This is a genomic window from Pseudomonas sp. 14A (assembly GCF_018132745.1).
Classification (GTDB): Bacteria; Pseudomonadota; Gammaproteobacteria; order Pseudomonadales; family Pseudomonadaceae; genus Aquipseudomonas; species Aquipseudomonas mercuritolerans.
In genome coordinates this window covers 363,707-386,355 of record NZ_JAGRQJ010000009.1, presented here as the reverse complement: position 1 = coordinate 386,355, position 22,649 = coordinate 363,707, and the positions used below count along the sequence as shown (strand labels likewise).

Sequence of the window (22,649 nt, the reverse complement as noted above, 5' to 3'; positions counted from 1 at the left end):
TCCTTATTGATGCACGGCGAGCTGGTACGCCGTGTATTTACGAATGTTGATCACGCCGGTGTCGAAGATCAGGTACTGACCCTTGATCCCCAGCAGCGTGCCTTCGGCAATCGGGTTCTTGTCCAGGTTGAAGCTGACGATTTTCGCCGGGTATTGCTCGACGGGATAGCGGATTTCCAGCGGTTCGACATCGGCAATCGTCTGAATCGCCTGTAGGCCGAATCGCTCCTGCAACCCTTGCAGGCCTTCGGCGCAGCTTTCGAACAACTGATCGCGCACCTGCGCCAGATCCACCGCCGCCGCATCACCTTTGAGCAGCGCGCGCCAGTTGGTCTTGTCCGCCACCTGGCTGCGGAACAGGTCCTCGACAAACCCCGATTGCTGGCGTGTCGATACACGCATGATCGGCAACGCCTGACTCGCACCCTGATCCAGCCAGCGGGTCGGCAACTGCGTGGCACGGGTGATGCCAACCTTGATCCCCGACGAGTTGGCCAGGTAGACCACATGATCAGTCATGCAGAACTGCTGGCCCCACACCGGATCACGGCAGGTGCCGGCGTCGAAGTGGCAACGCTCCGGACTCATGATGCACAGGTCGCACTGCGCCAGTTTGGTCATGCACGGGTAGCAATAACCCTGACTGAAACTGGTCTTGGTCTTGCGCCCGCAATGGGTGCAGTGGATCGCCCCCAGGAATTCCAGACGCAACGTGCTGCCGATCAACGGATTGACCGGCACCTCGACGTCATCCAGACGAAACGCGTACTGCACGTTCGACCCGTCCAGACGGGCCGACATTTTGCTGATTGCACCGCGGCCAATCTCGATCAATGGATGGCATCCGACTTGAACAGGATGTTCGGCACTTCGATCGACTTCGACGCACATTCTTGCGGTCCCATGTAACCGGTGCGCTGGTCTTCCGGCAGGTTCTGGATTTCCCAGGCAATCATCGCCTGCAACGACAGCTCGCGCTGTTCGGCGGTGAGTTTGTTACCGTCGGACCACTTGCCGATTTCCACGGCCAGTTTCAGGCTTTCGTAGATGTCCGGGGTGATGTTGCTGATCATGTCGTTGAAAGAGGACATCAGGGTCTCCGTGCTCTTTGCTGAACCAAAAATTTTAGACGGCCAGTTTACGGCGGTTATACAAACCGCCCAACAAACCGGTGAAGCATCCGATGAGTAACCCGCTCAGGTGCGCGGCGTTGGCGATCTGGCCGAAACCGATCAGCGAGATCAGCCCGGACATGCACACCACCAGCCACACCAGCATCATCACCAGCACGCCGCGCGGCAAACGATAGGCCGGGTTCGGCGCCAGCAGCTGGAAGATCCAGCAATGCCCGAGCAAGCCGTAAAGCACGCCGGACAGCCCGCCAAACAGGCTCGGGCCGCTCCAGACAAACTGGGCGTAGTTGGACACCAGGCTGAACAGCAGCGTCAGACCGATCAGGTTGATGCTGCCCTGGCGCGACTCGATGCGCCGCCCCAGCTCCCAGTACCACATGCCGTTCATGGCCAGATGAAGGATGCCGAAGTGGATCAGCATCGGCGTGACCAGCCGCCACCACTGCCCTGCCGCCAGACTGTCGGCCAGTGGCGTGAAGTGGATGTACTCGCCGATCACGCGAAAATCGAGGAAGGTCAGCCAGCGCAGGGTCTCAAGGTTTTCGCCGAGGAAAGTCAGACCGCCAACGATCAGGCTCAACAGCAGAATCAATCCCGTGGCCCTGGCGTGTTTCAGCTGTTCGGCGAAACCTGGCCGTTTAAAGGTCTGGCCCACGGGAATGTCCAGTTGCTGATCCGGGTCGCCGGCCGGGAAGCGCTCGTACAGCGAACGCACGTCCTCGCTGATTTCCTCCGGCGCCCATAGCACCTGCTCGCCCGCCTCTTCACTGACACGATGGGGCACTTGCATGCGTTGCAGCAGTTTGACAAAACCGCTCAAATCCACCGCCAACGGCAGGCGCAATACCGCTACCGCACTCATTGCAGGACCTCCGGCCGCTCGACATCGACCCAGACGAATTTTTGCGGATCCAGGCGCGTTTCCTGGTCCAGACGATAGGCCACCAGTTTGCCGTAGAGCACGGCGCTGTAATCCAGGCACGCGAGGTTCGGGCGGATCGGCGCCGGTTTGCCGCTGCGCCAGTAGTGGCCGACGAACAGCAACGGCTCGTCGACGCCATAGCGCAGCAGGGAATTCTTTTCAGTGGACGTCAGCGGCGTCTGCGCGACAGGTTCCGGCAGTGCATCGGGCTGGAAGACGATATCGCCGTAGGTTTTGGGATCGTCTTCCCAGAACTTGGTGCGGAAGAACGAACGCACCAGACCGTCGCCGCTGGTCATGGTCAAGCCGCCCGGCAGGCGCATGTCGGTGCCGCGCAGCAGGCGATCGAACACGGTGCAGGCGAAGCTGCCGGGCACCGCCGAGGCCTGGAGGAAATGCTCATCGACGCAGCCATTGGGGAACAACGCCCGCAGCGGCTCGATCATACCGGCGTCCCAGCACGCATGGACGACGCGAAACCGCCCGGCATCGACGAACAGCGGCAGCTCGTAGAACCACTGCTGGAAGTCATGCCAGTCGCCGGGATGGTCTTCAAATTGAGTCAGGGTTTCCTGCAACAGCCGCGCATGGCGCTTGGTGTGTTCGCGCACGAACTGCTTGCCGCTGCCCGGTGGCGCCGGGGTGACCCAGCCGAGCGCGTTGAATTCGTGGTTGCCCATGATGCACAGCGCCTGCCCCGCCTCGACCATGTCGTGAACGATGTGCAGCGCCTCGCGAATGCGCGGGCCACGGTCGATGATGTCGCCGACGAACACCGCCATGCGTGACGGATGCCGCCAGACCCCGCCCTGCTTGTGATAACCGAGACGGTCCAGCAAGTGTTCGAGGGTCATGGCGCATCCGTGCACGTCACCGATCAGGTCGTAACTGCGCGCGGGATCGAGCATCAGTCGCCTCCGCCCCCCAGCTTGCTGCCCCAGCCAAGCTTGGTGCGGCACACCTCGTAGTAATTGTGATCGAGCGGATGAATCAGGCGCAGCTTCTGCGCTTTCTTGCTCACGGTAATGGTGTCGCCCGGTGCGCAGGTGAAATGGTTCTGGCCGTCGCAGGACACCTGCGGATAGATCTGCATATCTTTGGACACGACGATTTTCAGCTCACTGTTGCCATCGACCACGATCGGCCGTCCCGACAAGGTATGGGGGTACATCGGCACAATCACAATAGCGTCGAGCTTGGGATGCATGATCGGCCCGCCAGCAGACAACGCGTAGGCGGTGGAGCCGGTGGGCGTGGCGACGATCAGGCCGTCGGCCTTCTGGCTGCAGACGAACTGGCCGTCGATGTACAGCTCGAATTCGATCATCCGCGTCGATTTGCCCGGGTGCAGCACCACGTCGTTGAGCGCATCGCCCTGGCCGATGGCCTCGCCATGGCGACGCACTTCGGCTTGCAGCAGGAAGCGGTTTTCCACCAGATAGTGGCCGTCGAGCACTTCGGCGACCTTGATTTCCAACTCGTCCGGGCGAATATCGGTGAGGAAGCCGAGGCTGCCACGGTTGATGCCGAGCACCGGAATATTGTGTTTGGCCAGCGCCCGCGCAGCGCCGAGCAGGCTGCCGTCACCGCCGACGACGATGACCATGTCGCAGACTTCGCCGAGCATCTTGCGCGACGAGGTTTGCAGGCCGTGGCCGGGCAGGACTTCAGCGATGGTGTCTTCGAGGATCACATGCAGGTGACGGTCGAGCAGAAAGCGTTTCAGTCGGCGGACGGTATCCAGCACCTGGGAACTGCCCAGGCGACCGATGATGCCGATATTACGAAATTGCTCCATGGGACCTCTGCGGACAATCGAAAACGCGAAAACCCGATTATGGGCGAAAGCGCCAGATAGACAAAATCCTTTCAGCCTCAAGGGTGCGCTCAGGTTTAAGGCTATGCTCGCAAGATGATCCTGTTTCCCGATTTGTTGCAATTGCCCCATCAGTTACGCCATCCCGAAGTGCGGGACCTGGCGTGGGTGATCCTCGCGCCGCCGATGCTCGCCGCCACGCCGTGGCCGCAGCGCAATCCGCTGGCCGGCAGCGACTGGGTGCACGACCCGCAGCGCCTCGAGCATTGGCTGCGCCAGCTCGACCGCGACAGTTATGACCTGCTGCAATGGTTGTCCCAGGCACGCACGCGGCGTCTGGGCCTGTATTACGAGCGCCTGTGGCAGTTCGCCGTCTCGCATGCGCCGGGCATCGAACTGATCGCCGCCAACCTGCCAATCCGCCGCGCCGGGCACACCCTTGGCGAGCTGGACATGCTGCTGCGTGACCGCGACGGCGTGCATCATCTGGAACTGGCGATCAAGCTCTACCTTGGCCCGCAGGATGGCGATGGACGCGATCCGGCGCAATGGTTGGGGCCGGGTTGTCATGATCGGCTGGATCGTAAGCTGGCGCATCTGGCCGAGCATCAATTGCCGATCTCGGCGCGCCCGGAAAGCCGCGAAGTGCTCGCGGCGCTGGATATCGAAACCTTCAGCGCGCAGTTGTGGCTGGGCGGTTATCTGTTGTACCCGTGGCCCGGGCAGGCGGACTCACCGCACGGCGCGCATCCGCAACATTTGCGTGGCAGCTGGCTGCATCAGAAGGACTGGCCGGCGTTTGTCGCGCGACGCCCGCCGGGCCGCTGGCAACCCCTGCCCCGTCACGCATGGCTGGCGCCGGCGCACTACCCGGCGGATCAGGTCTGGACGAATGAGCATCTGCGTTTGTGGCTGCAGGACCTGCCAGCACTGGCCCCGGCGCAGTTGATGGTGCGCCTGACCGAGAATGCCCTGGGCGAATGGGAAGAGGCGGAGCGGTTGTTTCTGGTGGCGGATCTTTGGCCGAATGTGCCCGGCCAAACCTGAGATTTGTGGTGCCTGACCCAATTCGCGAGCAGGCTCGCTCCCACAGAGAATGCATTTCAAATGTGGAATGCGATCCCCTGTGGGAGCGAGCCTGCTCGCGAAAAGAGCAACTCGATCTATAGGGATAACCGCACGGCCAACGCCGCCAACGTCACCAGCAACACCGGCACCGTCAGCACAATCCCGACGCGGAAGTAATAGCCCCAGCCAATGTGAATGCCCTTGCGTTCCAGCACATGCAGCCATAACAACGTTGCCAGACTGCCGATCGGGGTGATTTTCGGCCCAAGGTCGCTGCCAATCACGTTGGCGTAGATCATCGCTTCTTTGATCACGCCGCTGGCCTGACTGGCGTCGATCGACAGCAAGCCGATCAACACCGTCGGCAAGTTGTTCATGATCGACGACAGCAGCGCCGTCAGCACCCCAGTGCCCATGGCCGCGCCCCATACACCGTGCTCGGCGAACACGTCCAGCCATCCGGCGAGGTAACCAGTGAGCCCGGCGTTGCGCAGGCCGTACACCACCAGGTACATGCCCAGCGAGAAAATGACGATCTGCCACGGCGCTTCTTTCATCACTTTGCGCGTGGAGATTTTGTGCCCATGCGCGGCGATGGCCAGCAGCAGCGCGGCGCACACCGCCGAAATTGCGCTGATTGGAATGCCCAGCGGTTCCAAAGCGAAGCAGCCGATCAACAGGATCACCAGCACCGCCCAACCGGCGTAGAACGTCGCCTTGTCGTGGATCGCGGTGTGCGGGTTTTCCAGTTGTTCAGGGTCGTAAGACGCAGGAATGTCGCGGCGAAAGAACCACAGCAACATGCCCAATGTCGCCGCTACGCTGACGAAGTTGACCGGCACCATCACCGCTGCATAGCGGTTGAAGCCGATGTGGAAGAAGTCCGCCGAAACGATGTTGACCAGGTTCGATACCACCAGTGGCAGGCTGGCCGTGTCGGCAATGAACCCGGCGCCCATGACGAATGCCAGCGTCGCCGCCGGTGAGAATCGCAGCGCCAGCAGCATTGAAATCACGATCGGCGTGAGAATCAGCGCCGCACCGTCATTGGCGAACAGCGCCGAGACCAGCGCGCCGAGCAGCACCATGAAGGCAAACAGTTTGCGCCCACTGCCCCGCCCCCAACGCGCCACGTGCAGCGCCGCCCAGTTGAAAAAGCCAGCCTCGTCGAGCAACAGGCTGATGATGATCAGCGCCACGAAGGTGCCGGTGGCGTTCCAGATGATCTGCCAGACCAGTGGGATATCCGTGAGGTGGACGACGCCGAAAATCAACGCCAGCACGGCGCCCAGCGTTGCACTCCAGCCGACGCCGAGACCTTTGGGTTGCCAGATGACGAGGGTGATGGTCAGCAGGAAAATCAGTGACGCAGCGAGCATTCGCAGGAGCCTTCAAATATCGAAACGGGTGGAAATCGAACAAATGTGGGAGCGAGCCTGCTCGCGAAGGCGGTGTGCCAGACATGAAATTATTATCTGACACACAGCCTTCGCGAGCAGGCTCGCTCCCACAGTGAGTTTCGGTAAGTTTATTTCTTGTGTTGCTCGACGAACTGGCCGTAGGCATCAATGAATTTTTGCAGGAACGGCTTCACCGAGTCGCTCAGTTTGCCCGCTTCGTCAAACGCGTTACCGGCGCCGCCCAGGTAGGCTTCCGGCTGTTGCAGGCAATGGATATCGAGGAAAACAAAGGTCTGGCGCAGGTGCTGGTTGGCGCCGAAGCCACCGATGGCGCCTGGCGATACGCTGATAACCGCGCCGGGTTTGCCACTCCACGCGCTCTGGCCATAAGGGCGTGAACCGACGTCGATCGCGTTCTTCAGCGGTGCCGGGATCGAGCGGTTGTACTCGGGGGTAACAAACAGCACCGCGTCGGATGACGCCACTTTCTGACGGAAAGTGCTGTAGGCTGCCGGCGGAGAATCGCCGTCGATGTCTTCGTTGTACAGCGGCAGTTCACCGATCTCGACAATCTCCAGCTTGAGATTGGCCGGTGCCAGTTCGGCGAGGGCCAGTGCGACTTTGCGATTGATCGATGCTTTGCGCAGGCTACCGACCATTACAGCGACGTTGTAGACATTGCTCATGGAAGACTCTCGATGGTCCGTGGGAAGAGTCGCTAGTTATAGATGATCCAGTGGCGCTTTCACCAGTGGTCATTGGTTTTTCCTGCGCGGCGAATATTTTTTTCCTGTAGGAAAACTTACCGAGCTTGGTGACGGTCTACAAAGCCGCAAATCAAGCGTTTTATCTCCAGAGGTTCTAAGCAGATGGCAGCAGTACTCGTCGGTCAGTTTCATGCAAGAGATGCGGAAGGCCGCGTTTATTCCGTGCATGAATTCCAGGAATCGAACCCGTCTGCAGACGGATCCACTGGCTCGGAGCCCATTTACAGACTGGCCATTGGCGATCGGGTCAACAAGGTCAGTGACAGCGAGTTTCTCCTGGTTCAATCAGGCATTACCCTGATTCGCGAACCTGAGCCAACCGTCGCTCAATAACCCAGCGTTATGAGCAGAAGTCATGCGAGCGGACTTGGGGTAGGATTCAGCGTCTGACCCCACCTGCTGAACATGGACTTCACGCATGCGTTTACGCCACATCGAAGTGATTCAGGCGCTCTTGCAGACCGGTCACATGGGCACCGCCGCCGAATGGCTGCAACTGCCGGTGACCGAAGTCGAAGAGCGTTTGCGCGAAGCCGAAAGTCAGCTGGGGTTCATGTTGTTCGCCAGCGTTCGCGGGCGCCTGCAATCGACCCCTGAAGCGCGCGCCCTGCAGGTGGAAATCGCGCACATCTATGAAGCGCTGGAGCCGGTGCAGCGTCTGGCCGGCAGCCTCAAGCAGTACCTCGCCCCGCCCTTGCGCATCATCGGCACCCCGCCGCTGGCCCAGCAATTACTGCCACAAAGCCTTGCGACCCTGCGTCGGCGCTTGCCGGACGCACCTTGCAGCCTGCTCAGCGCGCCGACTCGCGACATCGTTCGCAGCCTGTTACTGCGCGAAAGCGATCTGGGCCTGAGCCTGCACGATCCCGAACACCCCGATATCCACTGCCAGCCGCTGGCCCAGGGCAAGCTGCAATTGCTCGCTCCGCACGGCTGGCTGCAACCGAAACAGAAATACATTTCCCTCGCGGATCTGGCCGGTCAGGCCATGGTCGGTCTCGAAGGTCAGGATCCGCTGAGCCCGGCACTGGAAAACAAACTCCAGGCCTTGCGTCCGGCGCCAAGCATTCAGACCCGTGTGCAGACCCATCAGATGATGCGCAGCATGGTCGAGGCCGGCGAAGGTCTGGCGATCGTCGACCCCTTCACCGCGTTGGGCGCCCGCGCCGGTGGCCTGGACGTCTGTCCGTTGTCACCGGCGGTGCCGATCAGCCTCTATGCCCTGACCTTCAAGCATGCCACGCCGTCGGCGGCGATTCAGACACTGCTGACTATCGTCACGGAACAAGCCGAGGCGATGTTGTCGAGCTGAGTGGTTTTTCCAGCGGATTGTCGAACAGGCGATACCAGAACAAGGCGACTTCGGCGGTGTGCGCATCAATGCCGCGATAGCGCAACTGGTCGATGCCGCCGATCACATAACCGCAGCGCTCATACAGCCGACAGGCGCCGAGGTTGTTGTTCTGGGTTTCGAGCATGATGCCCGGCAGCTTCTTCTTGCGACTCCAGAACTGCGCGACATCGAGCAACGCCTTGGCCACGCCGTGGCGACGGGCCGGGGCATGCACCGCCAGTTCATCGATGTGGGCAAAGCCGTTCCAGTTGGTGCTGATCACCAGGTGACCGACCGGCTCGTCGTCCAGGTACGCCATGAAAATCGCACTGTCGGGCGCGTTGTGAAAGGCGCTGAACTCTTCCGGATCGATGCCGTAGCACTTGCGATACGGCACGATCGGCGTCACCGGCCACTGCTCGACCGGTTTGCCGATCACGGCGGCGCCATAGGCGGCGACCTCGAAACTGAAGTCGCTGCCCCAGATATACGGCGCAAAACCTTCGTCGGCGACCCGTACCGACAACCCTGGGTATTTCGGATTCATGACCGGTTGCATACTGGGAAAAGTCCTCATTCCTTGACGCAGCCGACGGTGTCGACCTTGCTGTCGCGATGGATGATTGCCAGCGCAAATTTCAACTCTTTGTACATGAGGCTCAGTGTCCTGAGGCGGCAGATTTGCACCTGACCAGTGCACTCAGGGTAGAGGGTTGCAGCGAATGTGGCGAGGGTGGCAACTTGGCTCCATGTCGCCAAACGCAAAAAATCGCTGCCTCCTCGTCTTCTACTATGGAATGCAATCCCTATAGGAGCTGCCGAAGGCTGCGATCTTTTGATCTTTTGATCTTTTGATCTTTTGATCTTTTGATCTTCAGATTTTTCAGGCCTGCGCATCAGCCTCGGCAATCTGCGTCCACAACGCCGGCGCTCCCGCCGATTTGGCGATGATTTCCAGCCGCACCAGATGCGCCGCCAGTTCTTCTTCAGTCGCGCGGATGATGCGTGCTGGCTGGCGATCAGCCGGCAGACGACGGATTTCCGTGGCCGAGTTATCCGCGCCCTCGCCCGTACCATTGCCGTCGGAGGCGTTGCCAGCCAGCGACAGGCTGGTCTGGCCGCCGGTCATGGTCAGATAGACGTCGGCGAGAATCTCCGAGTCGAGCAAAGCGCCGTGCAGTTCACGGCCGGAGTTGTCGACGCCGTAACGTTTGCACAATGCATCGAGGCTGTTGCGCTGCCCCGGGTGACGTTCCCGGGCCATCATCAGGGTGTCGAGGATGGTGCAATGCTGGGTGATATCGGCGCGATCGTGCTGGCCCATCAAGGCGAATTCGTTGTTGATGAAGCCAACGTCGAACGCCGCGTTGTGGATGATCAGCTGTGCGCCCTGGATGAACTCGAAGAACTCGTCGGCGACTTCGGCAAAGCGCGGCTTGCCGACGAGGAATTCGTTGGTAATACCGTGCACACCGATCGCACCTTCGTCGCTCTCGCGATCCGGTTGCAGATAAACGTGAAAATGCCGGCCCGTCAGGCGCCGACCGATCAGTTCGACGCAACCGATTTCAATGATCCGGTGACCATCGGTCACCGGCATGCCGGTGGTTTCGGTATCGAGTACAACGGATCTGGTGGCCATCAGTGCTCAGCTCTCAACGGGTCAATCGTGCAAAGGCGCGGATGTTAACACGCTCGGCGGGGTGTTTCAGTCACACCGTGGCGGGTCCTTCGCGAGCAGGCTCGCTCCCACATTGGAATGCATTCCAATTCAAGGCCCGGAATACATTCCCCTGTGGGAGCGAGCCTGCTCGCGAATGGCAGCGCCACGGCTCACAAGCGAAATCAGCTCTGCTTGTAACCGCGAACTTCATCCACCCCACGGTTAGCCAACTGGTCAGCCCGCTCGTTACCGTGATGCCCGATGTGCCCGCGCACCCATTTCCAGGTGACTTTGTGGCGATTGACCTGCTCGTCCAGCTCTTTCCACAGGTCGGCATTCTTCACCGGCTCTTTCGCGGCGGTTTTCCAGCCGCGCTTCTTCCAATTGGCCATCCACTCGTTGATGCCTTTCATCACGTATTGCGAGTCGGTGACCAGCAGCACGTCGCAGGGACGCTTGAGTGCTTCGAGGCCACGAATCGCGCCGAGCAGCTCCATGCGGTTGTTGGTGGTGTTGGCCTCGCCGCCCCACAGTTCCTTTTCGACGCCCTTGCACACCAGCAGCGCGCCCCAGCCGCCGGGGCCGGGGTTGCCCTTGCAGGCGCCGTCGGTGAACAGTTCTACGGTGTCGACGCTTTCCACGCTTTCGCTCATGCCAGTCTTTCCAGAAAAATGCCTGTCCTGCCAATCACGGATCGACAATGACCGCGGCCGGGACAAGCCCGGCCACAAATAAAAGAAGATTTACGGTTCGATGCGGCGGCGGTTGACCTTGGCCATCGGCAGCGGAATCAGCTTGCCCATCGGCTCGCGGCGTTCCTGGCGCAACGGCCTGAGCCCCACCACGATCTTGCGCGCCACCAGCAGATAGAAGCCACCGCCGGACAGCTGCCAGTCACCGGCCTTGCGTTCCCAGCCGGCCAGACGGTTCTGCCACTTGGGCGACGCGAGCGGCGGACGATAGCACCCGAAGCGGCGTTTCTCCAGCGCGAAGCCGAGCAGATTGAGCCAGTCGGCGACCCGCGACGGGGAGATGCAGCGCGCCTTGCGCAGGGCGTCATTGGCGAAGAAATGCCGCAGGCCCCAAGTGCTCCAGGGATTGATGCCGATGATCAGCAGATGCCCGCCGGGACGCACGCTGCTCGCCGCTTCACGCAGTAAACCGTGGGGCGACAGGCAGAAATCCAGGCCATGCTGCATCACCACCACGTCGGCGGCGTGCTCGCTCAACGGCCAGGCCTGCTCTTCGCAAACGATCTCGACCCCGGGCAACGGCGCGCCGAGACGCACATTGCGCTGCACTTGCGGCGCGGCCGGCGGGGTTTCGGCGGACGGGCCGTAATGCACCAGATAACCGCCGAAGAAGCGACCGAGCTCGTCGTCGAGCATGCGCCGCTCTTCATCCAGCAGAAATTGCCCGAGCGGCCCCGACAGCCATTCGCGGGCGGCGCTGATCAATGCCAGCCAGTCGGGATCGGCCTGAGCGAACGCTTTATCGGTCATGTCATTCTCCAACGCGCCAGGAACTACTAAGATGCGCCAATGTTTTCCGCTTGGCGAATTCCGACGATGATACAGATCAGTGCCCTGCCCGCGTTCACCGACAACTACATCTGGTTGTTACAGGATCACCGCACCCAGCGCTGCGCGGTGGTGGATCCGGGCGATGCCGCGCCAGTGCAGGCGTGGCTCGATGCGCATCCGGGCTGGGTGCTCAGCGATATTCTGATCACTCACCATCACCATGACCATGTCGGCGGCGTCGAGCGCCTGAAAGCCGCGACCGGTGCCAAGGTCTACGGTCCGGCCAGCGAAAGCATTCCGGCGCGTGACATAGCGCTCAAGGACAACGACAGCGTCAGCGTGCTCGGCTGGGACTTCGACGTTTATGCGGTGCCCGGTCATACCCTGGGGCACATCGCCTATTACCACCATGGCCTGCTGTTCTGCGGCGACACCCTGTTCGCCGCCGGTTGCGGCCGGGTGTTCGAAGGCACACCCGAGCAGATGTACCACTCGCTCAGCCGTCTCGCGGCCCTGCCGGAAGATACGCTGGTTTACTGCACCCATGAATACACCTTGAGCAATCTGAAATTTGCCGCCGCCGTCGAGCCGGGCAATCCGGAAGTCGCCGCCCGTCTGGAAAAGGTCACGCAGCAACGGCAGAACGGTGTGATGACATTGCCGTCGACTTTGGCCCTGGAAAAGCTTACCAATCCGTTTTTACGCACTTCTGAAACATTGGTTACACAAAAAGTGGACGAACGGGAAGGCGCTCAAAACCGGGAGCCGAGCGAGGTATTTGCGGCTCTGCGGGCATGGAAAGACAAGTTCTGACGACCGCGCCGGCCGGGGCAAAAATTCTCAATGGTTGACCGCAGGGGGTGCGCTTTCTAGAATCGCCCGACATTTTTGCCCGGAACTTACTTCCAGCCAATGTCGTCATCCATACGTAAGTCCGTCAATTCAGATGCTTTGACCCGCCTGGCGCAAGCCATCGCGGTGGCTGTGTCCGCCACGCTGGCGGGTTGCTCCAGCCACGCTCCGCAGACTGAAGCGACGCACACGCCGAACATTGCTGCGCGAGCCAAGCAGAAGCCAATCTGGCTGACCGAGAAGCCCACTCCCGTGGCGCCCCAGGACATCTGGGAACGCATGCGTCAGGGCTTCCAGTTGCAGGAAGGCCTTGGCGTCAATCCGCGCATCGAGCAACAGCGCCTGTGGTTCGCCAGTAATCCCTCTTTTCTCGAGAATGCCGGCGAACGCGGCAGCCTCTACATTCATTACATTGTCGAACGCCTCGAAGAACGCAACATGCCGTTGGAACTGGCCCTGCTGCCGGTGATCGAGAGCGCGTACAACCCGATGGCCTACTCCCGCGCCGATGCGGTGGGCCTGTGGCAATTCATTCCGTCCACCGGGCGCTACTTCAACCTGCGCCAGACGCGTTTCTACGATGGTCGCCGCGACATCACCGCTTCGACTACGGCGGCGATGGATTACCTGACTCGCCTGCACGACATGTTCAACGGCGACTGGCTGCTGGCTCTGGCGGCCTACAACGCCGGTGAAGGCACCGTCAGCCGCGCGATCGAACGCAACGAAAAGCTTGGCCTGCCCACCGACTACTGGAACCTGCCGCTGCCGGCGGAAACCCAGGCCTATGTGCCGAAGTTGCTGGCGCTGTCGCAAGTGGTGCTGGCGCCGGAAGCCTACGGCGTCAACCTCAACCCGATCGCCAACGAGCCGTACTTCCAGGTCGTCGAAATCAACCAGCGCATGGACCTGTCCAAGGTCGCTGCAGTGGCCAACATCGACGAAGACGAACTGTTCCAGCTCAACCCCGCGTTCAAACAGCGCACCACCATCGACGGCCCGCAGCATCTGCTGGTGCCGACGTCCAAGGCGCAACTGCTGACCGCCAGTCTGCAGACCATGCGCCCGGACGAACTGATCAGCCCGCGCTCGCTGAAACCGGTGTTCGAAGGCGCCGATCCGTCGGAAGTCGCGCAGCTCAAGCGCGCTTATCGGGTCAAGCGTGGCGACAACCTCGGCTCCATCGCCAAGGCCAACAAGGTCGAAGTCAAGGATCTGCAGCGCTGGAACAAGCTGACCGGCAAGAACCTCAAGGTCGGCCAGACCCTGGTCATGCAGGACAACACCAAGCGTGCACCGGCGCGCAAGTCCGGCCGAGTCAACACCGTGGTTGCGGCGAATACCAAAACCAAAGGCAAGGACGAGAGCAAGCAGCAGACCCAGTACAAGGTCAAGCGCGGCGACACCCTGTACGTGGTGGCCAAGCGCTTCAACGTTGAGATGCAACATCTAAAGCGCTGGAATCCGGGTGCTGGCAAGGCGTTGAAGCCGGGGCAAATGCTCACGGTTTATCAGCCGCACTGACAGAAGAGCCCCTGAATTCAGGGGCTTTTTTTGGATGACGTTTTTGGTGTGCTTTAGATCCATCCCCCTCACCCCAGCCCTCTCCCCCAGGGGGAGAGGGGGAAAGGGAGCCGATCGGGGGCTTTTCAGAAACCGAGTTCGACTCGGTATCGCACCTCGGTGCAATTCGCCCAGACACCACGATCAGTCCCCTCTCCCTCCGGGAGAGGGTTAGGGTGAGGGGCTCTTTAACCCGCATCTTTTTCCTGCCCAGACAAGCTGTTACTGTACGGCCCACAAAGCCCAAGCCGCTGGATCGGATCTGACTTGAAGCGTGCCCTCTCCCTGCTCCTGATCAGCCTGGCCTTGAGCTCACCCGCGAGCGCGACGATTACCGAAAGTCATGGTTATGCGCAGTTCGGCACGCTCAAGTACCCGGCCAGATTTACCCACTTCGACTGGGTCAACCCGCAAGCGCCCAAGGGCGGTACGTTGCGGGTGATGGCGTTCGGCACCTTCGATACGGTCAATCCGTACACTTTCAAGGGCACCAGCCCGGTCACCACCGCCAATTTTCTCCAGTACGGCATCAACGAGCTCAACGAGCCGCTGATGGTTGGCACCGGGCAGTATTCGCCGTCCGGCGACGAACCCGCGTCGAGTTACGGGTTGATCGCACAATCGGTGGAGTACAGCGAAGATCGCAGCTGGGTCGTCTTCAATTTGCGCCCCGAAGCGCGCTTTCACGACGGCGCGCCTGTCACCGCCTACGACGTGGCGTTCTCCTATCGAACGCTGCTCAAGGACGGTCATCCGCTGTATCGCACGGCCCTGCAGGAAGTGCTGCGGGTCGACATCCTCAACAAGCAGCGCATTCGTTTCGTGTTCAAGCGCTCGGGCAATCCGCTGTTGATCCTGCGCCTGGGCGAATTGCCGGTACTGCCGCAGCATTACTGGAAAGACCGCGACTTCAAAGCCACCACCTTCGAGCCGCCGCTGGGTAGCGGGCCGTACCGCATCACCTCGGTCACGCCGGGTCGGCAGCTGATTTTCGAGCGGGTCAAGGATTACTGGGGCAAGGACTTACCGGTCAATCGCGGCAAGTACAATTTCGATCGCATGGAAGTCGAGTTCTACCGCGACAGCGATGTCGCCTTCGAAGCGTTCAAGGCCGGCGAGTTCGACATCTACATCGAGCATCAGGCGAAGAACTGGGTCAACGGTTACAACTTCCCTGCTGTACGTCGTGGCGAAGTGATCAAGGTGCAGATCCCGCATCAGATCCCGACCCAGACTCAGGGCCTGTTCATGAACAGCCGCCGCGCGACCTTCGCCGATGTCAGGACGCGCGAAGCGTTGGGTCTGATGTTCGACTTCGAATGGACCAACCGCGCGCTGTTCAGCGATGCCTATAAACGCACCACCAGCTACTATCCCAACAGCGAATTCACCGCGTCTGGTTTGCCGGTCGGGCATGAATGGCTGATGCTCAAGCCTTACAAGGAGCAGTTGCCAGCCCGGCTGTTCACCGAGCCGTTCAGCCTGCCGAAAACCGACGGCCGTGGCATCCCGCGCGAGACCATGCGTAAAGCCCTCGCCCTGCTCGCCGAGGCCGGTTGGAAGCTCCATGGCCAGCGCCTGCAAAATAAGGACGGCCAACCGCTGCGTTTCGAACTGCTGCTGGTCAATCCGAGCCTGGAGCGGCTTTATCAGCCGTACATCGAGAATCTCAACAGCATCGGCATCGACGCGCGCCTGCGTACCGTCGATCGCGCCCAGTACAAACAGCGCCTCGACCAATTCGATTTCGACATGATCTCGATGACCCTCGGCCAGACCCTGAGCCCGGGCCTTGAGCAGTGGCAGTACTTCCACTCCAGCCAGGTAAACGTCAAGGGCAGCAAGAATTACGCGGGCATCGCCAACCCGGTGGTCGATCACCTGCTCGAACAATTGCTCGCCGCGCGCACCCGCGACGAGCAGGTCGCCGCCGGCAAGGCGCTCGACCGCGTGCTGCTCTGGCAGCACTACAGCATTCCCAACTGGTATCTCAATTATCACCGTCTGGCCTACCGCAACCGGTTGGCCTTTGTCACCACGCCGCCCTACACCCTGGGCCTGAGCGCATGGTGGCTGAAGTCTTCGGAGAAAGATCGATGAACGCTGTTCGCACCCTGCTCGTGCAGGCTGGCGGCTTGCTGTTCGCCGGGCTGGCCTGGGCCGCCCCGCAACATGCCGTGACCCTGTACAACGAGCCGCCGAAATACCCGGCCGATTTCAAGCACTTCGATTACGTGAACCCTGATGCGCCCAAGGGCGGCGTGTTTCGTCAGGCCGGGTTCGGTGGCTTCGACAGCCTCAACCCGTTCATCAACAAAGGCGTGCCGGCCGATGACATCGGCCAGATCTACGACACCCTGACCAAACACAGCCTCGACGAGCCGTTCACCGAGTACGGCCTGATTGCCAGCAAGATCGAAAAAGCCGACGACAACAGTTGGGTGCGTTTCTACCTGCGCCCGGAAGCACGCTTCCATGACGGCCACCCGGTGCGCGCCGAAGACGTGGTGTTCAGCTTCGAGACGTTGACCAAGGAAGGCTCGCCGATGTTTCGCGGCTACTACAACGACGTCGCCGAAGCCATCGCCGAAGACCCGCTGAAAGTGCTGTTCAAGTTCAAGCACAGCAACAACCGCGAGCTGCCGCTGATCCTCGGCCAGTTGCCGGTCCTCCCTAAACACTGGTGGGCCAGTCGCGACTTCAACAAGGGCAATCTGGAAATCCCGCTGGGCAGCGGCCCGTACAAGGTCACCCAAGTGAAGGCCGGCCGTTCGGTACGTTACGAGCGGGTCAAGGATTACTGGGGCAAGGACTTGCCGGTCAACCGTGGCTTCTACAACTTCGACACGATGACCACCGACTATTACCGCGACAACACCGTCGCCCTCGAAGCGCTGAAGGCCGGGCAGTTCGATTATTGGCTGGAGATGACCGCGAAGAACTGGGCCAGCGCCTATAACGTTCCGGCGGTCACCGAGGGCCGTTTGATCAAGGAACTGATCCCCAACAGCAACCCGACCGGCATGCAGGGCTTCGTCTTCAACCTGCGCCGCCCGGTGTTCCAGGATGTGCGCGTGCGTCAGGCGCTGGGGCTGCTGTTCGATTTCGAATGGACCAACAAGCAGTTGTTCAACGGCGCTTACGCGCGCACTCGCAGCTACTTCGAAAACTCTGAAATGGCCGCCACCGGCCTGCCCGACGCAGAGCAACGGACGATCCTCGAACCGTTCCGCAGCCAACTGCCGGCTCAAGTATTCAGCGAAGCCTTCGAAAATCCCAGGACCGACGCCAGCGGCATGATCCGCACCCAGCAGCGCGAGGCGTATCAACTGCTGCAAGAGGCCGGCTGGAAAATCGTCGATGACAAAATGGTCGACGCCACCGGCAAACCGGTGGTGATCGAATTCCTCCTCGCCCAGACCGAATTCGAACGCGTGCTGCTGCCGTTCAAGCGCAACCTCAGCGACCTCGGCATCGATCTGGTGATCCGCCGCGTCGACGTCTCGCAGTACATCAACCGCGTGCGCTCGCGGGATTTCGACATGATGGTCGGCAGCTTTCCGCAGTCCAACTCGCCGGGCAACGAGCAGCGCGAATACTGGATGAGCGCCGACGCCGACAAACCGAGCAGCCGCAACAGCATGGGCCTCAAAGACCCGACCGTTGACCAACTGGTGGAAAGTCTGATCAACGCCGACTCGCGCAAGAGCCTGGTGGCCCACGCCCGCGCGCTGGATCGCGTACTGCAATGGGGCTACTACGTGGTGCCCAACTGGCACATCAAGAGCTGGCGCGTGGCCTACTGGAACCACATCGGCCACCCGAAAACCTCGCCCAAGTACGACATCGGCATCAACACCTGGTGGGTCAAGCCTGACGCCAAGCCTGCCGTAGAAGTCGAAACCCAACTGCAAGCCGACCCTGCGGGCACGGAGTAATCAGATGCTGGCGTATATCTTTCGGCGACTGCTGCTGATCATCCCGACCCTGTTCGGCATTCTGCTGATCAACTTCGTGATCATCCAGGCCGCGCCCGGCGGGCCGGTCGAGCAGATGATCGCCAAGCTCGAAGGTTTCGAAGGCGCCACCAGCCGGATTGCCGGCGGCGGTGCCGAGGTCGCGGTGGCCGGTTCGTCCTACCGTGGCGCGCAGGGGCTGGACCCGGCGCTGATCAAGGAAATCGAGCACATGTACGGGTTCGACAAATCGGCCCCGGAACGCCTGTGGATCATGGTCAAGAACTACGCGCAGCTGGATTTCGGCGACAGTTTCTTCCGCGACGCCAAGGTCATCGACCTGATCAAGGAAAAGATGCCGGTGTCGATCTCGCTGGGGCTGTGGAGCACGCTGATCATGTACTTGGTGTCGATCCCGCTGGGCATCGCCAAGGCCACGCGGCACGGCAGCCACTTCGATGTCTGGACCAGTTCGGCGATCATCGTCGGCTATGCGATCCCGGCGTTTCTGTTTGCGATCCTGCTGATCGTGGTATTTGCCGGCGGCAGTTATCTGGACTGGTTCCCCCTGCGCGGGCTGACTTCGAACAACTTCGATGAGCTGAGCCTGGGCGGCAAGATCCTCGATTATTTCTGGCACCTGGCATTGCCAGTCACGGCGCTGGTGATCGGCAACTTCGCGACCATGACTCTGCTGACAAAAAACAGCTTTCTCGACGAGATCAACAAACAGTACGTGGTCACCGCCAAAGCCAAAGGCCTGACTCGCCATCGCGTGCTCTACGGCCATGTATTCCGCAATGCCATGCTGCTGGTGATTGCCGGTTTTCCGTCGGCGTTCATCGGCATTTTCTTCACCGGCTCGCTGCTGGTGGAAGTGATTTTCTCCCTCGATGGCCTCGGCCTGATGAGTTTCGAAGCGGCGATCAATCGCGATTACCCGGTGGTGTTCGGCACGCTGTTCATCTTCACCCTGCTCGGGCTGGTGGTGAAACTGATCGGCGACCTGACCTACACCTTTGTCGATCCGCGCATCGACTTTGCAAGCAGAGAGCATTGAGATGAACCTGTCCCCTCTCAACCGCCGGCGCTTCGAACTGTTCAAGGCCAACAAGCGTGGCTGGTGGTCGCTGTGGCTGTTTCTGATCCTGTTCGGCCTGAGTCTGGGCGCCGAGCTGATTGCCAACGACAAGCCGCTGGTCGTGCATTACGACAACAACTGGTATTTCCCGGCGATCAAGCGCTACCCGGAAACCGCGTTCGGCGGCGAATTCCCGCTGGAAGCCAACTACAAGAGTCCGTACATCCGCGAGCTGCTCAAGGCCAAGGACGCGTGGATTCTGTGGGCGCCGATCCCCTACAGCTACCAGAGCATCAACTACGACCTGAAAGTCCCGGCGCCGGCGCCGCCCTCGGCGGACAACCTGCTGGGCACCGACGATCAGGGCCGCGACGTGTTGGCGCGGGTGATCTACGGTTTCCGCATTTCCGTGCTGTTTGCGCTGACGCTGACCGTGCTGAGCTCGATCATCGGCGTGATTGCCGGGGCGCTACAGGGGTTCTACGGCGGCTGGGTCGATCTCGCCGGGCAACGTTTTCTCGAGATCTGGTCGGGGCTGCCGGTGCTGTATCTGCTGATCATCCTCGCCAGTTTCGTCCAGCCGAATTTCTGGTGGCTGCTGGGCATCATGCTGCTGTTCTCGTGGATGAGCCTGGTCGATGTGGTGCGCGCCGAGTTCCTGCGCGGGCGCAATCTGGAATACGTGCGCGCCGCGCGGGCGCTGGGCATGCAGAACGGCGCGATCATGTTCCGCCACATCCTGCCCAACGCCATGGTTTCGACCATGACCTTCATGCCGTTCATCCTCACCGGCGCCATCGGCACCCTGACTGCGCTGGACTTCCTCGGCTTCGGCCTGCCGGCCGGCAGTCCGTCGCTGGGCGAACTGGTCGCCCAAGGCAAATCCAATTTGCAGGCGCCGTGGCTGGGCATGAGTGCGTTTGCCGTGCTGGCGCTGATGTTGAGCCTGCTGGTGTTTATCGGCGAGTCCGCTCGCGATGCCTTCGACCCGAGGAAGTGAAATGAATCAGGACAATCTGATCGAAGTGCGCGACCTCGCCGTCGAGTTCGGTTTCGGCGAGCGCGTCCACCGCGTGGTCGAGGGCGTGAGCTTCGACATCAAGCGCGGCGAAACCCTGGCGCTGGTCGGTGAATCGGGCTCGGGCAAATCGGTCACGGCGCATTCAATCCTGCGCCTGCTGCCCTACCCCATGGCGCGGCATCCGGCCGGCAGCATCAATTACGCCGGGCAGAACCTGCTGGATTTGAGCGAGAAGACCATCCGCCATATTCGTGGCAACCGCATCGCGATGATCTTTCAGGAGCCGATGACCTCGCTCAATCCGCTGCACTCGATCGAGAAGCAGATCAATGAAGTGCTCGGCATCCACAAGGGCCTGAGCGGCAAAGTCGCGACCAAGCGCACTTTGGAGCTGCTGGAGATGGTCGGCATTCCCGAGCCGCACAAGCGTCTCAAGGCCCTGCCCCATGAATTGTCCGGCGGCCAGCGCCAGCGGGTGATGATTGCCATGGCCCTGGCCAACGAGCCGGAATTGCTGATTGCCGACGAACCGACCACCGCGCTGGACGTGACCGTTCAGCTGAAAATCCTCGATTTGCTCAAGGATCTTCAGGCTCGATTGGGCATGTCACTGTTACTGATCAGTCACGATTTGAACCTGGTGCGAAGAATTGCGCATCGCGTATGTGTCATGCAGCGCGGTTGCATCGTCGAACAGGCATCGTGCGCAGAGCTGTTCCGTTCGCCGCAGCATCCGTACACTCGGGAATTGCTCGGCGCGGAGCCCAGCGGCGGCCCGGCGAGCAATGAAGTCGGCGCGCCGCTGCTCGAAGTCGAGGACCTCAAAGTCTGGTTCCCGATCAAGAAAGGCCTGCTCAAGCGCACGGTGGATTACGTCAAGGCAGTGGACGGCATCAATTTCAGCCTGCCGCAGGGTCAGACCCTGGGGATCGTCGGCGAAAGCGGTTCCGGCAAATCCACCCTCGGTCTGGCGATTTTGCGGCTGATCGGCAGCAAAGGCGCGATCCGCTTTGAAGGCAAGCAGCTAGACTGCCTGACGCAGAGCGAGGTTCGTCCGCTGCGGCGGGAGATGCAGGTGGTGTTTCAGGACCCGTTTGGCAGCCTGAGCCCGCGCATGTGCGTCAATGACATCGTTGGCGAAGGCCTGCGGATACACAAGATGGGCACCGCGACCGAGCAGGAAGCGGCGATCATTGCGGCATTGAAGGAGGTAGGTCTGGATCCGGAAACCCGGCACCGCTACCCCCACGAATTTTCCGGTGGGCAACGGCAGCGAATCGCCATTGCCCGGGCCTTGGTGCTGAAACCGGCGCTGATCCTGCTGGACGAGCCGACTTCGGCGCTCGACCGGACGGTGCAGCGGCAAGTGGTGGAGCTGTTGCGTTCACTGCAAGCCAAGTACAACCTGACGTATTTGTTCATCAGCCATGACCTGGCTGTCGTCAAAGCGCTGAGCCACCAACTGATGGTGGTCAAGCATGGCCAAGTGGTCGAACAGGGAGACGCGCAAAGTATCTTTGCCGCCCCCCAACATCCGTATACACAGCAGTTGCTGGAAGCCGCTTTTCTGGCACCAGCCACTGCGCAATAACCTGAAAGAGGAGCAACACATGGGTTTTCTCGCCGGTAAGCGCGTACTGATCGTCGGTGTCGCCAGCAAGCTGTCCATCGCATCCGGCATCGCTGCCGCCATGCATCGCGAGGGCGCTGAGCTTGCCTTCACTTATCAGAACGACAAACTCAAGGGTCGCGTCGAAGAGTTCGCACAAGGCTGGGGTTCGAGCCCTGAGCTGTGCTTCCCGTGCGACGTGGCCAGCGATGAAGAAATCGCCAAGGTCTTCGAAGAACTGAGCAAGAAGTGGGACGGCCTGGACTGCATCGTGCACTCCGTCGGCTTCGCCCCGGGTGACCAACTGGACGGCGACTTCACCGAAGCCACCACCCGTGAAGGTTTCCGCATCGCTCACGACATCAGCGCCTACAGCTTCGTGGCGCTGGCCAAGGCCGGTCGCGAAATGATGAAAGGCCGCAACGGCAGCCTGCTGACCCTGTCGTACCTGGGCGCCGAGCGCACCATGCCGAACTACAACGTGATGGGCATGGCCAAGGCTTCGCTGGAAGCCGGCGTCCGTTACCTGGCCGGTTCCCTCGGTCCGGACGGCACCCGCGTCAACTGCGTTTCGGCCGGTCCGATCCGCACTCTCGCCGCTTCCGGCATCAAGAACTTCCGCAAGATGCTGGCCGCCAACGAAGCGCAGACTCCGCTGCGCCGCAACGTCACCATCGAAGAAGTCGGCAACGCCGGCGCCTTCCTGTGCTCCGACCTGGCGTCGGGCATCAGCGGTGAAATCATGTACGTTGACGGCGGTTTCAACACCACCGCCATGGGCAACATCGAAGAGTGATCTTCGTGTAGCCAATAAAAAACCTGCCGAATATGGCGGGTTTTTTTATGTCCCTGGAAAACGTCGCGCAGTAAATATCTACCGCCCGCCAGCCAGCCCTCCCCGCGATACTCGGCATTCAATGCTTATCAACCGCCAGGGAGGCA

The 22,649-nt window shown here is 60.9% G+C and carries 23 protein-coding genes; 11 read left to right on the top strand and 12 right to left on the bottom strand.

Features of this window, described 5'->3' with window-relative positions:
* Positions 1-3: 3 nt before the first annotated feature.
* From PS14A_RS09745 to PS14A_RS09725, 5 genes are read right to left on the bottom strand one after another with little or no spacing between them, the layout of a single operon-like run.
* A complete protein-coding gene (locus PS14A_RS09745; RefSeq protein WP_016774216.1) occupies positions 4-834 on the bottom strand; it encodes a DUF2797 domain-containing protein in 831 nt (276 codons plus the stop codon).
* Positions 831-1,091, bottom strand: a complete 261-nt coding sequence (locus tag PS14A_RS09740; protein ID WP_042609561.1) for a DUF1315 family protein — start codon at positions 1,089-1,091, stop codon at positions 831-833. The genes PS14A_RS09745 and PS14A_RS09740 overlap by 4 nt, the downstream gene beginning before the upstream one ends.
* A 34-nt stretch (positions 1,092-1,125) precedes the next feature.
* A complete protein-coding gene (locus tag PS14A_RS09735; protein ID WP_073475289.1) occupies positions 1,126-1,995 on the bottom strand; it encodes a rhomboid family intramembrane serine protease in 870 nt (289 codons plus the stop codon).
* Positions 1,992-2,963, bottom strand: coding sequence for a metallophosphoesterase (locus PS14A_RS09730; RefSeq protein WP_212616000.1), 972 nt, complete (start codon positions 2,961-2,963; stop codon positions 1,992-1,994). The genes PS14A_RS09735 and PS14A_RS09730 overlap by 4 nt, the downstream gene beginning before the upstream one ends.
* Positions 2,963-3,853 carry an NAD(+) kinase gene (locus PS14A_RS09725; RefSeq protein WP_016774212.1) on the bottom strand — a complete coding sequence of 297 codons (891 nt, stop codon included), beginning with the start codon at positions 3,851-3,853 and terminating at the stop codon, positions 2,963-2,965. The genes PS14A_RS09730 and PS14A_RS09725 overlap by 1 nt, the downstream gene beginning before the upstream one ends.
* 114 nt (positions 3,854-3,967) lie before the next feature.
* Here PS14A_RS09725 and PS14A_RS09720 point away from each other — a divergent pair, with 114 nt between their 5' ends.
* Positions 3,968-4,918, top strand: coding sequence for a DUF1853 family protein (locus PS14A_RS09720; RefSeq protein ID WP_212615998.1), 951 nt, complete (start codon positions 3,968-3,970; stop codon positions 4,916-4,918).
* 116 nt (positions 4,919-5,034) lie between these two features.
* Here the strand turns inward: PS14A_RS09720 and PS14A_RS09715 are convergent, their stop codons facing one another.
* A complete protein-coding gene (locus PS14A_RS09715) occupies positions 5,035-6,318 on the bottom strand; it encodes an arsenic transporter (RefSeq protein WP_212615995.1) in 1,284 nt (427 codons plus the stop codon).
* A gap of 149 nt (positions 6,319-6,467) precedes the next feature.
* Positions 6,468-7,025 (bottom strand): NADPH-dependent FMN reductase, encoded by a 558-nt coding sequence (locus tag PS14A_RS09710; protein WP_212615994.1) that lies wholly within the window; start codon positions 7,023-7,025, stop codon positions 6,468-6,470.
* 183 nt (positions 7,026-7,208) lie between these two features.
* On the opposite strand from PS14A_RS09710, the gene PS14A_RS09705 reads away from it, so the two are divergent.
* Both PS14A_RS09705 and PS14A_RS09700 read left to right on the top strand, forming a co-directional pair.
* Positions 7,209-7,439 (top strand): hypothetical protein, encoded by a 231-nt coding sequence (locus PS14A_RS09705; protein WP_016774209.1) that lies wholly within the window; start codon positions 7,209-7,211, stop codon positions 7,437-7,439.
* A gap of 85 nt (positions 7,440-7,524) precedes the next feature.
* Positions 7,525-8,418: a LysR family transcriptional regulator gene (locus PS14A_RS09700; protein ID WP_212615992.1), complete on the top strand. Its 894-nt coding sequence runs from the start codon at positions 7,525-7,527 to the stop codon at positions 8,416-8,418.
* Here the strand turns inward: PS14A_RS09700 and PS14A_RS09695 are convergent.
* From PS14A_RS09695 to PS14A_RS09675, 5 genes are all read right to left on the bottom strand, one after another.
* Positions 8,384-8,998: a GNAT family N-acetyltransferase gene (locus tag PS14A_RS09695; RefSeq protein WP_130909530.1), complete on the bottom strand. Its 615-nt coding sequence runs from the start codon at positions 8,996-8,998 to the stop codon at positions 8,384-8,386. The two genes, PS14A_RS09700 and PS14A_RS09695, sit on opposite strands and share 35 nt — an antisense overlap.
* Before the next feature lie 14 nt (positions 8,999-9,012).
* On the bottom strand, positions 9,013-9,336 hold the full coding sequence (locus tag PS14A_RS09690) for a hypothetical protein (protein ID WP_212615990.1): 324 nt from the start codon (positions 9,334-9,336) through the stop codon (positions 9,013-9,015).
* Positions 9,323-10,081 carry a DNA polymerase III subunit epsilon gene (dnaQ, locus tag PS14A_RS09685; RefSeq protein ID WP_130909529.1) on the bottom strand — a complete coding sequence of 253 codons (759 nt, stop codon included), beginning with the start codon at positions 10,079-10,081 and terminating at the stop codon, positions 9,323-9,325. Before dnaQ ends, PS14A_RS09690 begins: the two co-directional genes overlap by 14 nt.
* 203 nt (positions 10,082-10,284) lie before the next feature.
* On the bottom strand, positions 10,285-10,755 hold the full coding sequence (gene rnhA, locus PS14A_RS09680; protein WP_123441684.1) for a ribonuclease HI: 471 nt from the start codon (positions 10,753-10,755) through the stop codon (positions 10,285-10,287).
* A gap of 90 nt (positions 10,756-10,845) precedes the next feature.
* Complete coding sequence (locus PS14A_RS09675; protein ID WP_041480625.1) at positions 10,846-11,604, bottom strand: methyltransferase domain-containing protein; 759 nt, start codon at positions 11,602-11,604, stop codon at positions 10,846-10,848.
* Positions 11,605-11,670: 66 nt separating this feature from the next.
* Here PS14A_RS09675 and gloB point away from each other — a divergent pair, with 66 nt between their 5' ends.
* The 8 genes from gloB (at position 11,671) to fabI (ending at position 22,503) form a co-directional block, all read left to right on the top strand.
* Positions 11,671-12,438 carry a hydroxyacylglutathione hydrolase gene (gloB, locus tag PS14A_RS09670; protein WP_212615988.1) on the top strand — a complete coding sequence of 256 codons (768 nt, stop codon included), beginning with the start codon at positions 11,671-11,673 and terminating at the stop codon, positions 12,436-12,438.
* A 99-nt stretch (positions 12,439-12,537) separates the two neighbouring features.
* Positions 12,538-14,001, top strand: a complete 1,464-nt coding sequence (locus PS14A_RS09665; protein ID WP_041480626.1) for a transglycosylase SLT domain-containing protein — start codon at positions 12,538-12,540, stop codon at positions 13,999-14,001.
* A gap of 306 nt (positions 14,002-14,307) precedes the next feature.
* The gene (locus PS14A_RS09660) at positions 14,308-16,140 is read left to right on the top strand and encodes an extracellular solute-binding protein (RefSeq protein WP_125915939.1); all 1,833 of its coding nucleotides are present in this window, start codon (positions 14,308-14,310) and stop codon (positions 16,138-16,140) included.
* The gene (locus PS14A_RS09655) at positions 16,137-17,978 is read left to right on the top strand and encodes an extracellular solute-binding protein (protein WP_212615980.1); all 1,842 of its coding nucleotides are present in this window, start codon (positions 16,137-16,139) and stop codon (positions 17,976-17,978) included. The genes PS14A_RS09660 and PS14A_RS09655 overlap by 4 nt, the downstream gene beginning before the upstream one ends.
* Before the next feature lie 4 nt (positions 17,979-17,982).
* Complete coding sequence (locus PS14A_RS09650) at positions 17,983-19,056, top strand: microcin C ABC transporter permease YejB (RefSeq protein WP_016774154.1); 1,074 nt, start codon at positions 17,983-17,985, stop codon at positions 19,054-19,056.
* 1 nt (position 19,057) lies between these two features.
* Positions 19,058-20,077 carry an ABC transporter permease gene (locus PS14A_RS09645; RefSeq protein ID WP_016774153.1) on the top strand — a complete coding sequence of 340 codons (1,020 nt, stop codon included), beginning with the start codon at positions 19,058-19,060 and terminating at the stop codon, positions 20,075-20,077.
* 1 nt (position 20,078) lies between these two features.
* Entirely contained in the window at positions 20,079-21,689 is a 1,611-nt protein-coding gene (locus PS14A_RS09640) for an ABC transporter ATP-binding protein (RefSeq protein WP_212615978.1), read from the top strand.
* A gap of 19 nt (positions 21,690-21,708) precedes the next feature.
* Entirely contained in the window at positions 21,709-22,503 is a 795-nt protein-coding gene (gene fabI, locus PS14A_RS09635; protein ID WP_003202751.1) for an enoyl-ACP reductase FabI, read from the top strand.
* The last annotated feature ends 146 nt before the right edge of the window (positions 22,504-22,649 follow it).

Coding starts and splice junctions, on each gene's coding strand:
- PS14A_RS09710 (WP_212615994.1), bottom strand. CDS start 7,025: ATGAGCAATGTCTACAACGTCGCTGTAATGGTCGGTAGCCTGCGCAAA.
- PS14A_RS09640 (WP_212615978.1), top strand. CDS start 20,079: ATGAATCAGGACAATCTGATCGAAGTGCGCGACCTCGCCGTCGAGTTC.
- PS14A_RS09715 (WP_212615995.1), bottom strand. CDS start 6,318: ATGCTCGCTGCGTCACTGATTTTCCTGCTGACCATCACCCTCGTCATC.
- PS14A_RS09725 (WP_016774212.1), bottom strand. CDS start 3,853: ATGGAGCAATTTCGTAATATCGGCATCATCGGTCGCCTGGGCAGTTCC.
- PS14A_RS09690 (WP_212615990.1), bottom strand. CDS start 9,336: ATGCGCAGGCCTGAAAAATCTGAAGATCAAAAGATCAAAAGATCAAAA.
- PS14A_RS09735 (WP_073475289.1), bottom strand. CDS start 1,995: ATGAGTGCGGTAGCGGTATTGCGCCTGCCGTTGGCGGTGGATTTGAGC.
- dnaQ (WP_130909529.1), bottom strand. CDS start 10,081: ATGGCCACCAGATCCGTTGTACTCGATACCGAAACCACCGGCATGCCG.
- PS14A_RS09730 (WP_212616000.1), bottom strand. CDS start 2,963: ATGCTCGATCCCGCGCGCAGTTACGACCTGATCGGTGACGTGCACGGA.
- PS14A_RS09655 (WP_212615980.1), top strand. CDS start 16,137: ATGAACGCTGTTCGCACCCTGCTCGTGCAGGCTGGCGGCTTGCTGTTC.
- PS14A_RS09645 (WP_016774153.1), top strand. CDS start 19,058: ATGAACCTGTCCCCTCTCAACCGCCGGCGCTTCGAACTGTTCAAGGCC.
- PS14A_RS09700 (WP_212615992.1), top strand. CDS start 7,525: ATGCGTTTACGCCACATCGAAGTGATTCAGGCGCTCTTGCAGACCGGT.
- gloB (WP_212615988.1), top strand. CDS start 11,671: ATGATACAGATCAGTGCCCTGCCCGCGTTCACCGACAACTACATCTGG.
- PS14A_RS09675 (WP_041480625.1), bottom strand. CDS start 11,604: ATGACCGATAAAGCGTTCGCTCAGGCCGATCCCGACTGGCTGGCATTG.
- rnhA (WP_123441684.1), bottom strand. CDS start 10,755: ATGAGCGAAAGCGTGGAAAGCGTCGACACCGTAGAACTGTTCACCGAC.
- PS14A_RS09695 (WP_130909530.1), bottom strand. CDS start 8,998: ATGCAACCGGTCATGAATCCGAAATACCCAGGGTTGTCGGTACGGGTC.
- PS14A_RS09665 (WP_041480626.1), top strand. CDS start 12,538: ATGTCGTCATCCATACGTAAGTCCGTCAATTCAGATGCTTTGACCCGC.
- PS14A_RS09720 (WP_212615998.1), top strand. CDS start 3,968: ATGATCCTGTTTCCCGATTTGTTGCAATTGCCCCATCAGTTACGCCAT.
- PS14A_RS09650 (WP_016774154.1), top strand. CDS start 17,983: ATGCTGGCGTATATCTTTCGGCGACTGCTGCTGATCATCCCGACCCTG.
- fabI (WP_003202751.1), top strand. CDS start 21,709: ATGGGTTTTCTCGCCGGTAAGCGCGTACTGATCGTCGGTGTCGCCAGC.
- PS14A_RS09705 (WP_016774209.1), top strand. CDS start 7,209: ATGGCAGCAGTACTCGTCGGTCAGTTTCATGCAAGAGATGCGGAAGGC.
- PS14A_RS09740 (WP_042609561.1), bottom strand. CDS start 1,091: ATGTCCTCTTTCAACGACATGATCAGCAACATCACCCCGGACATCTAC.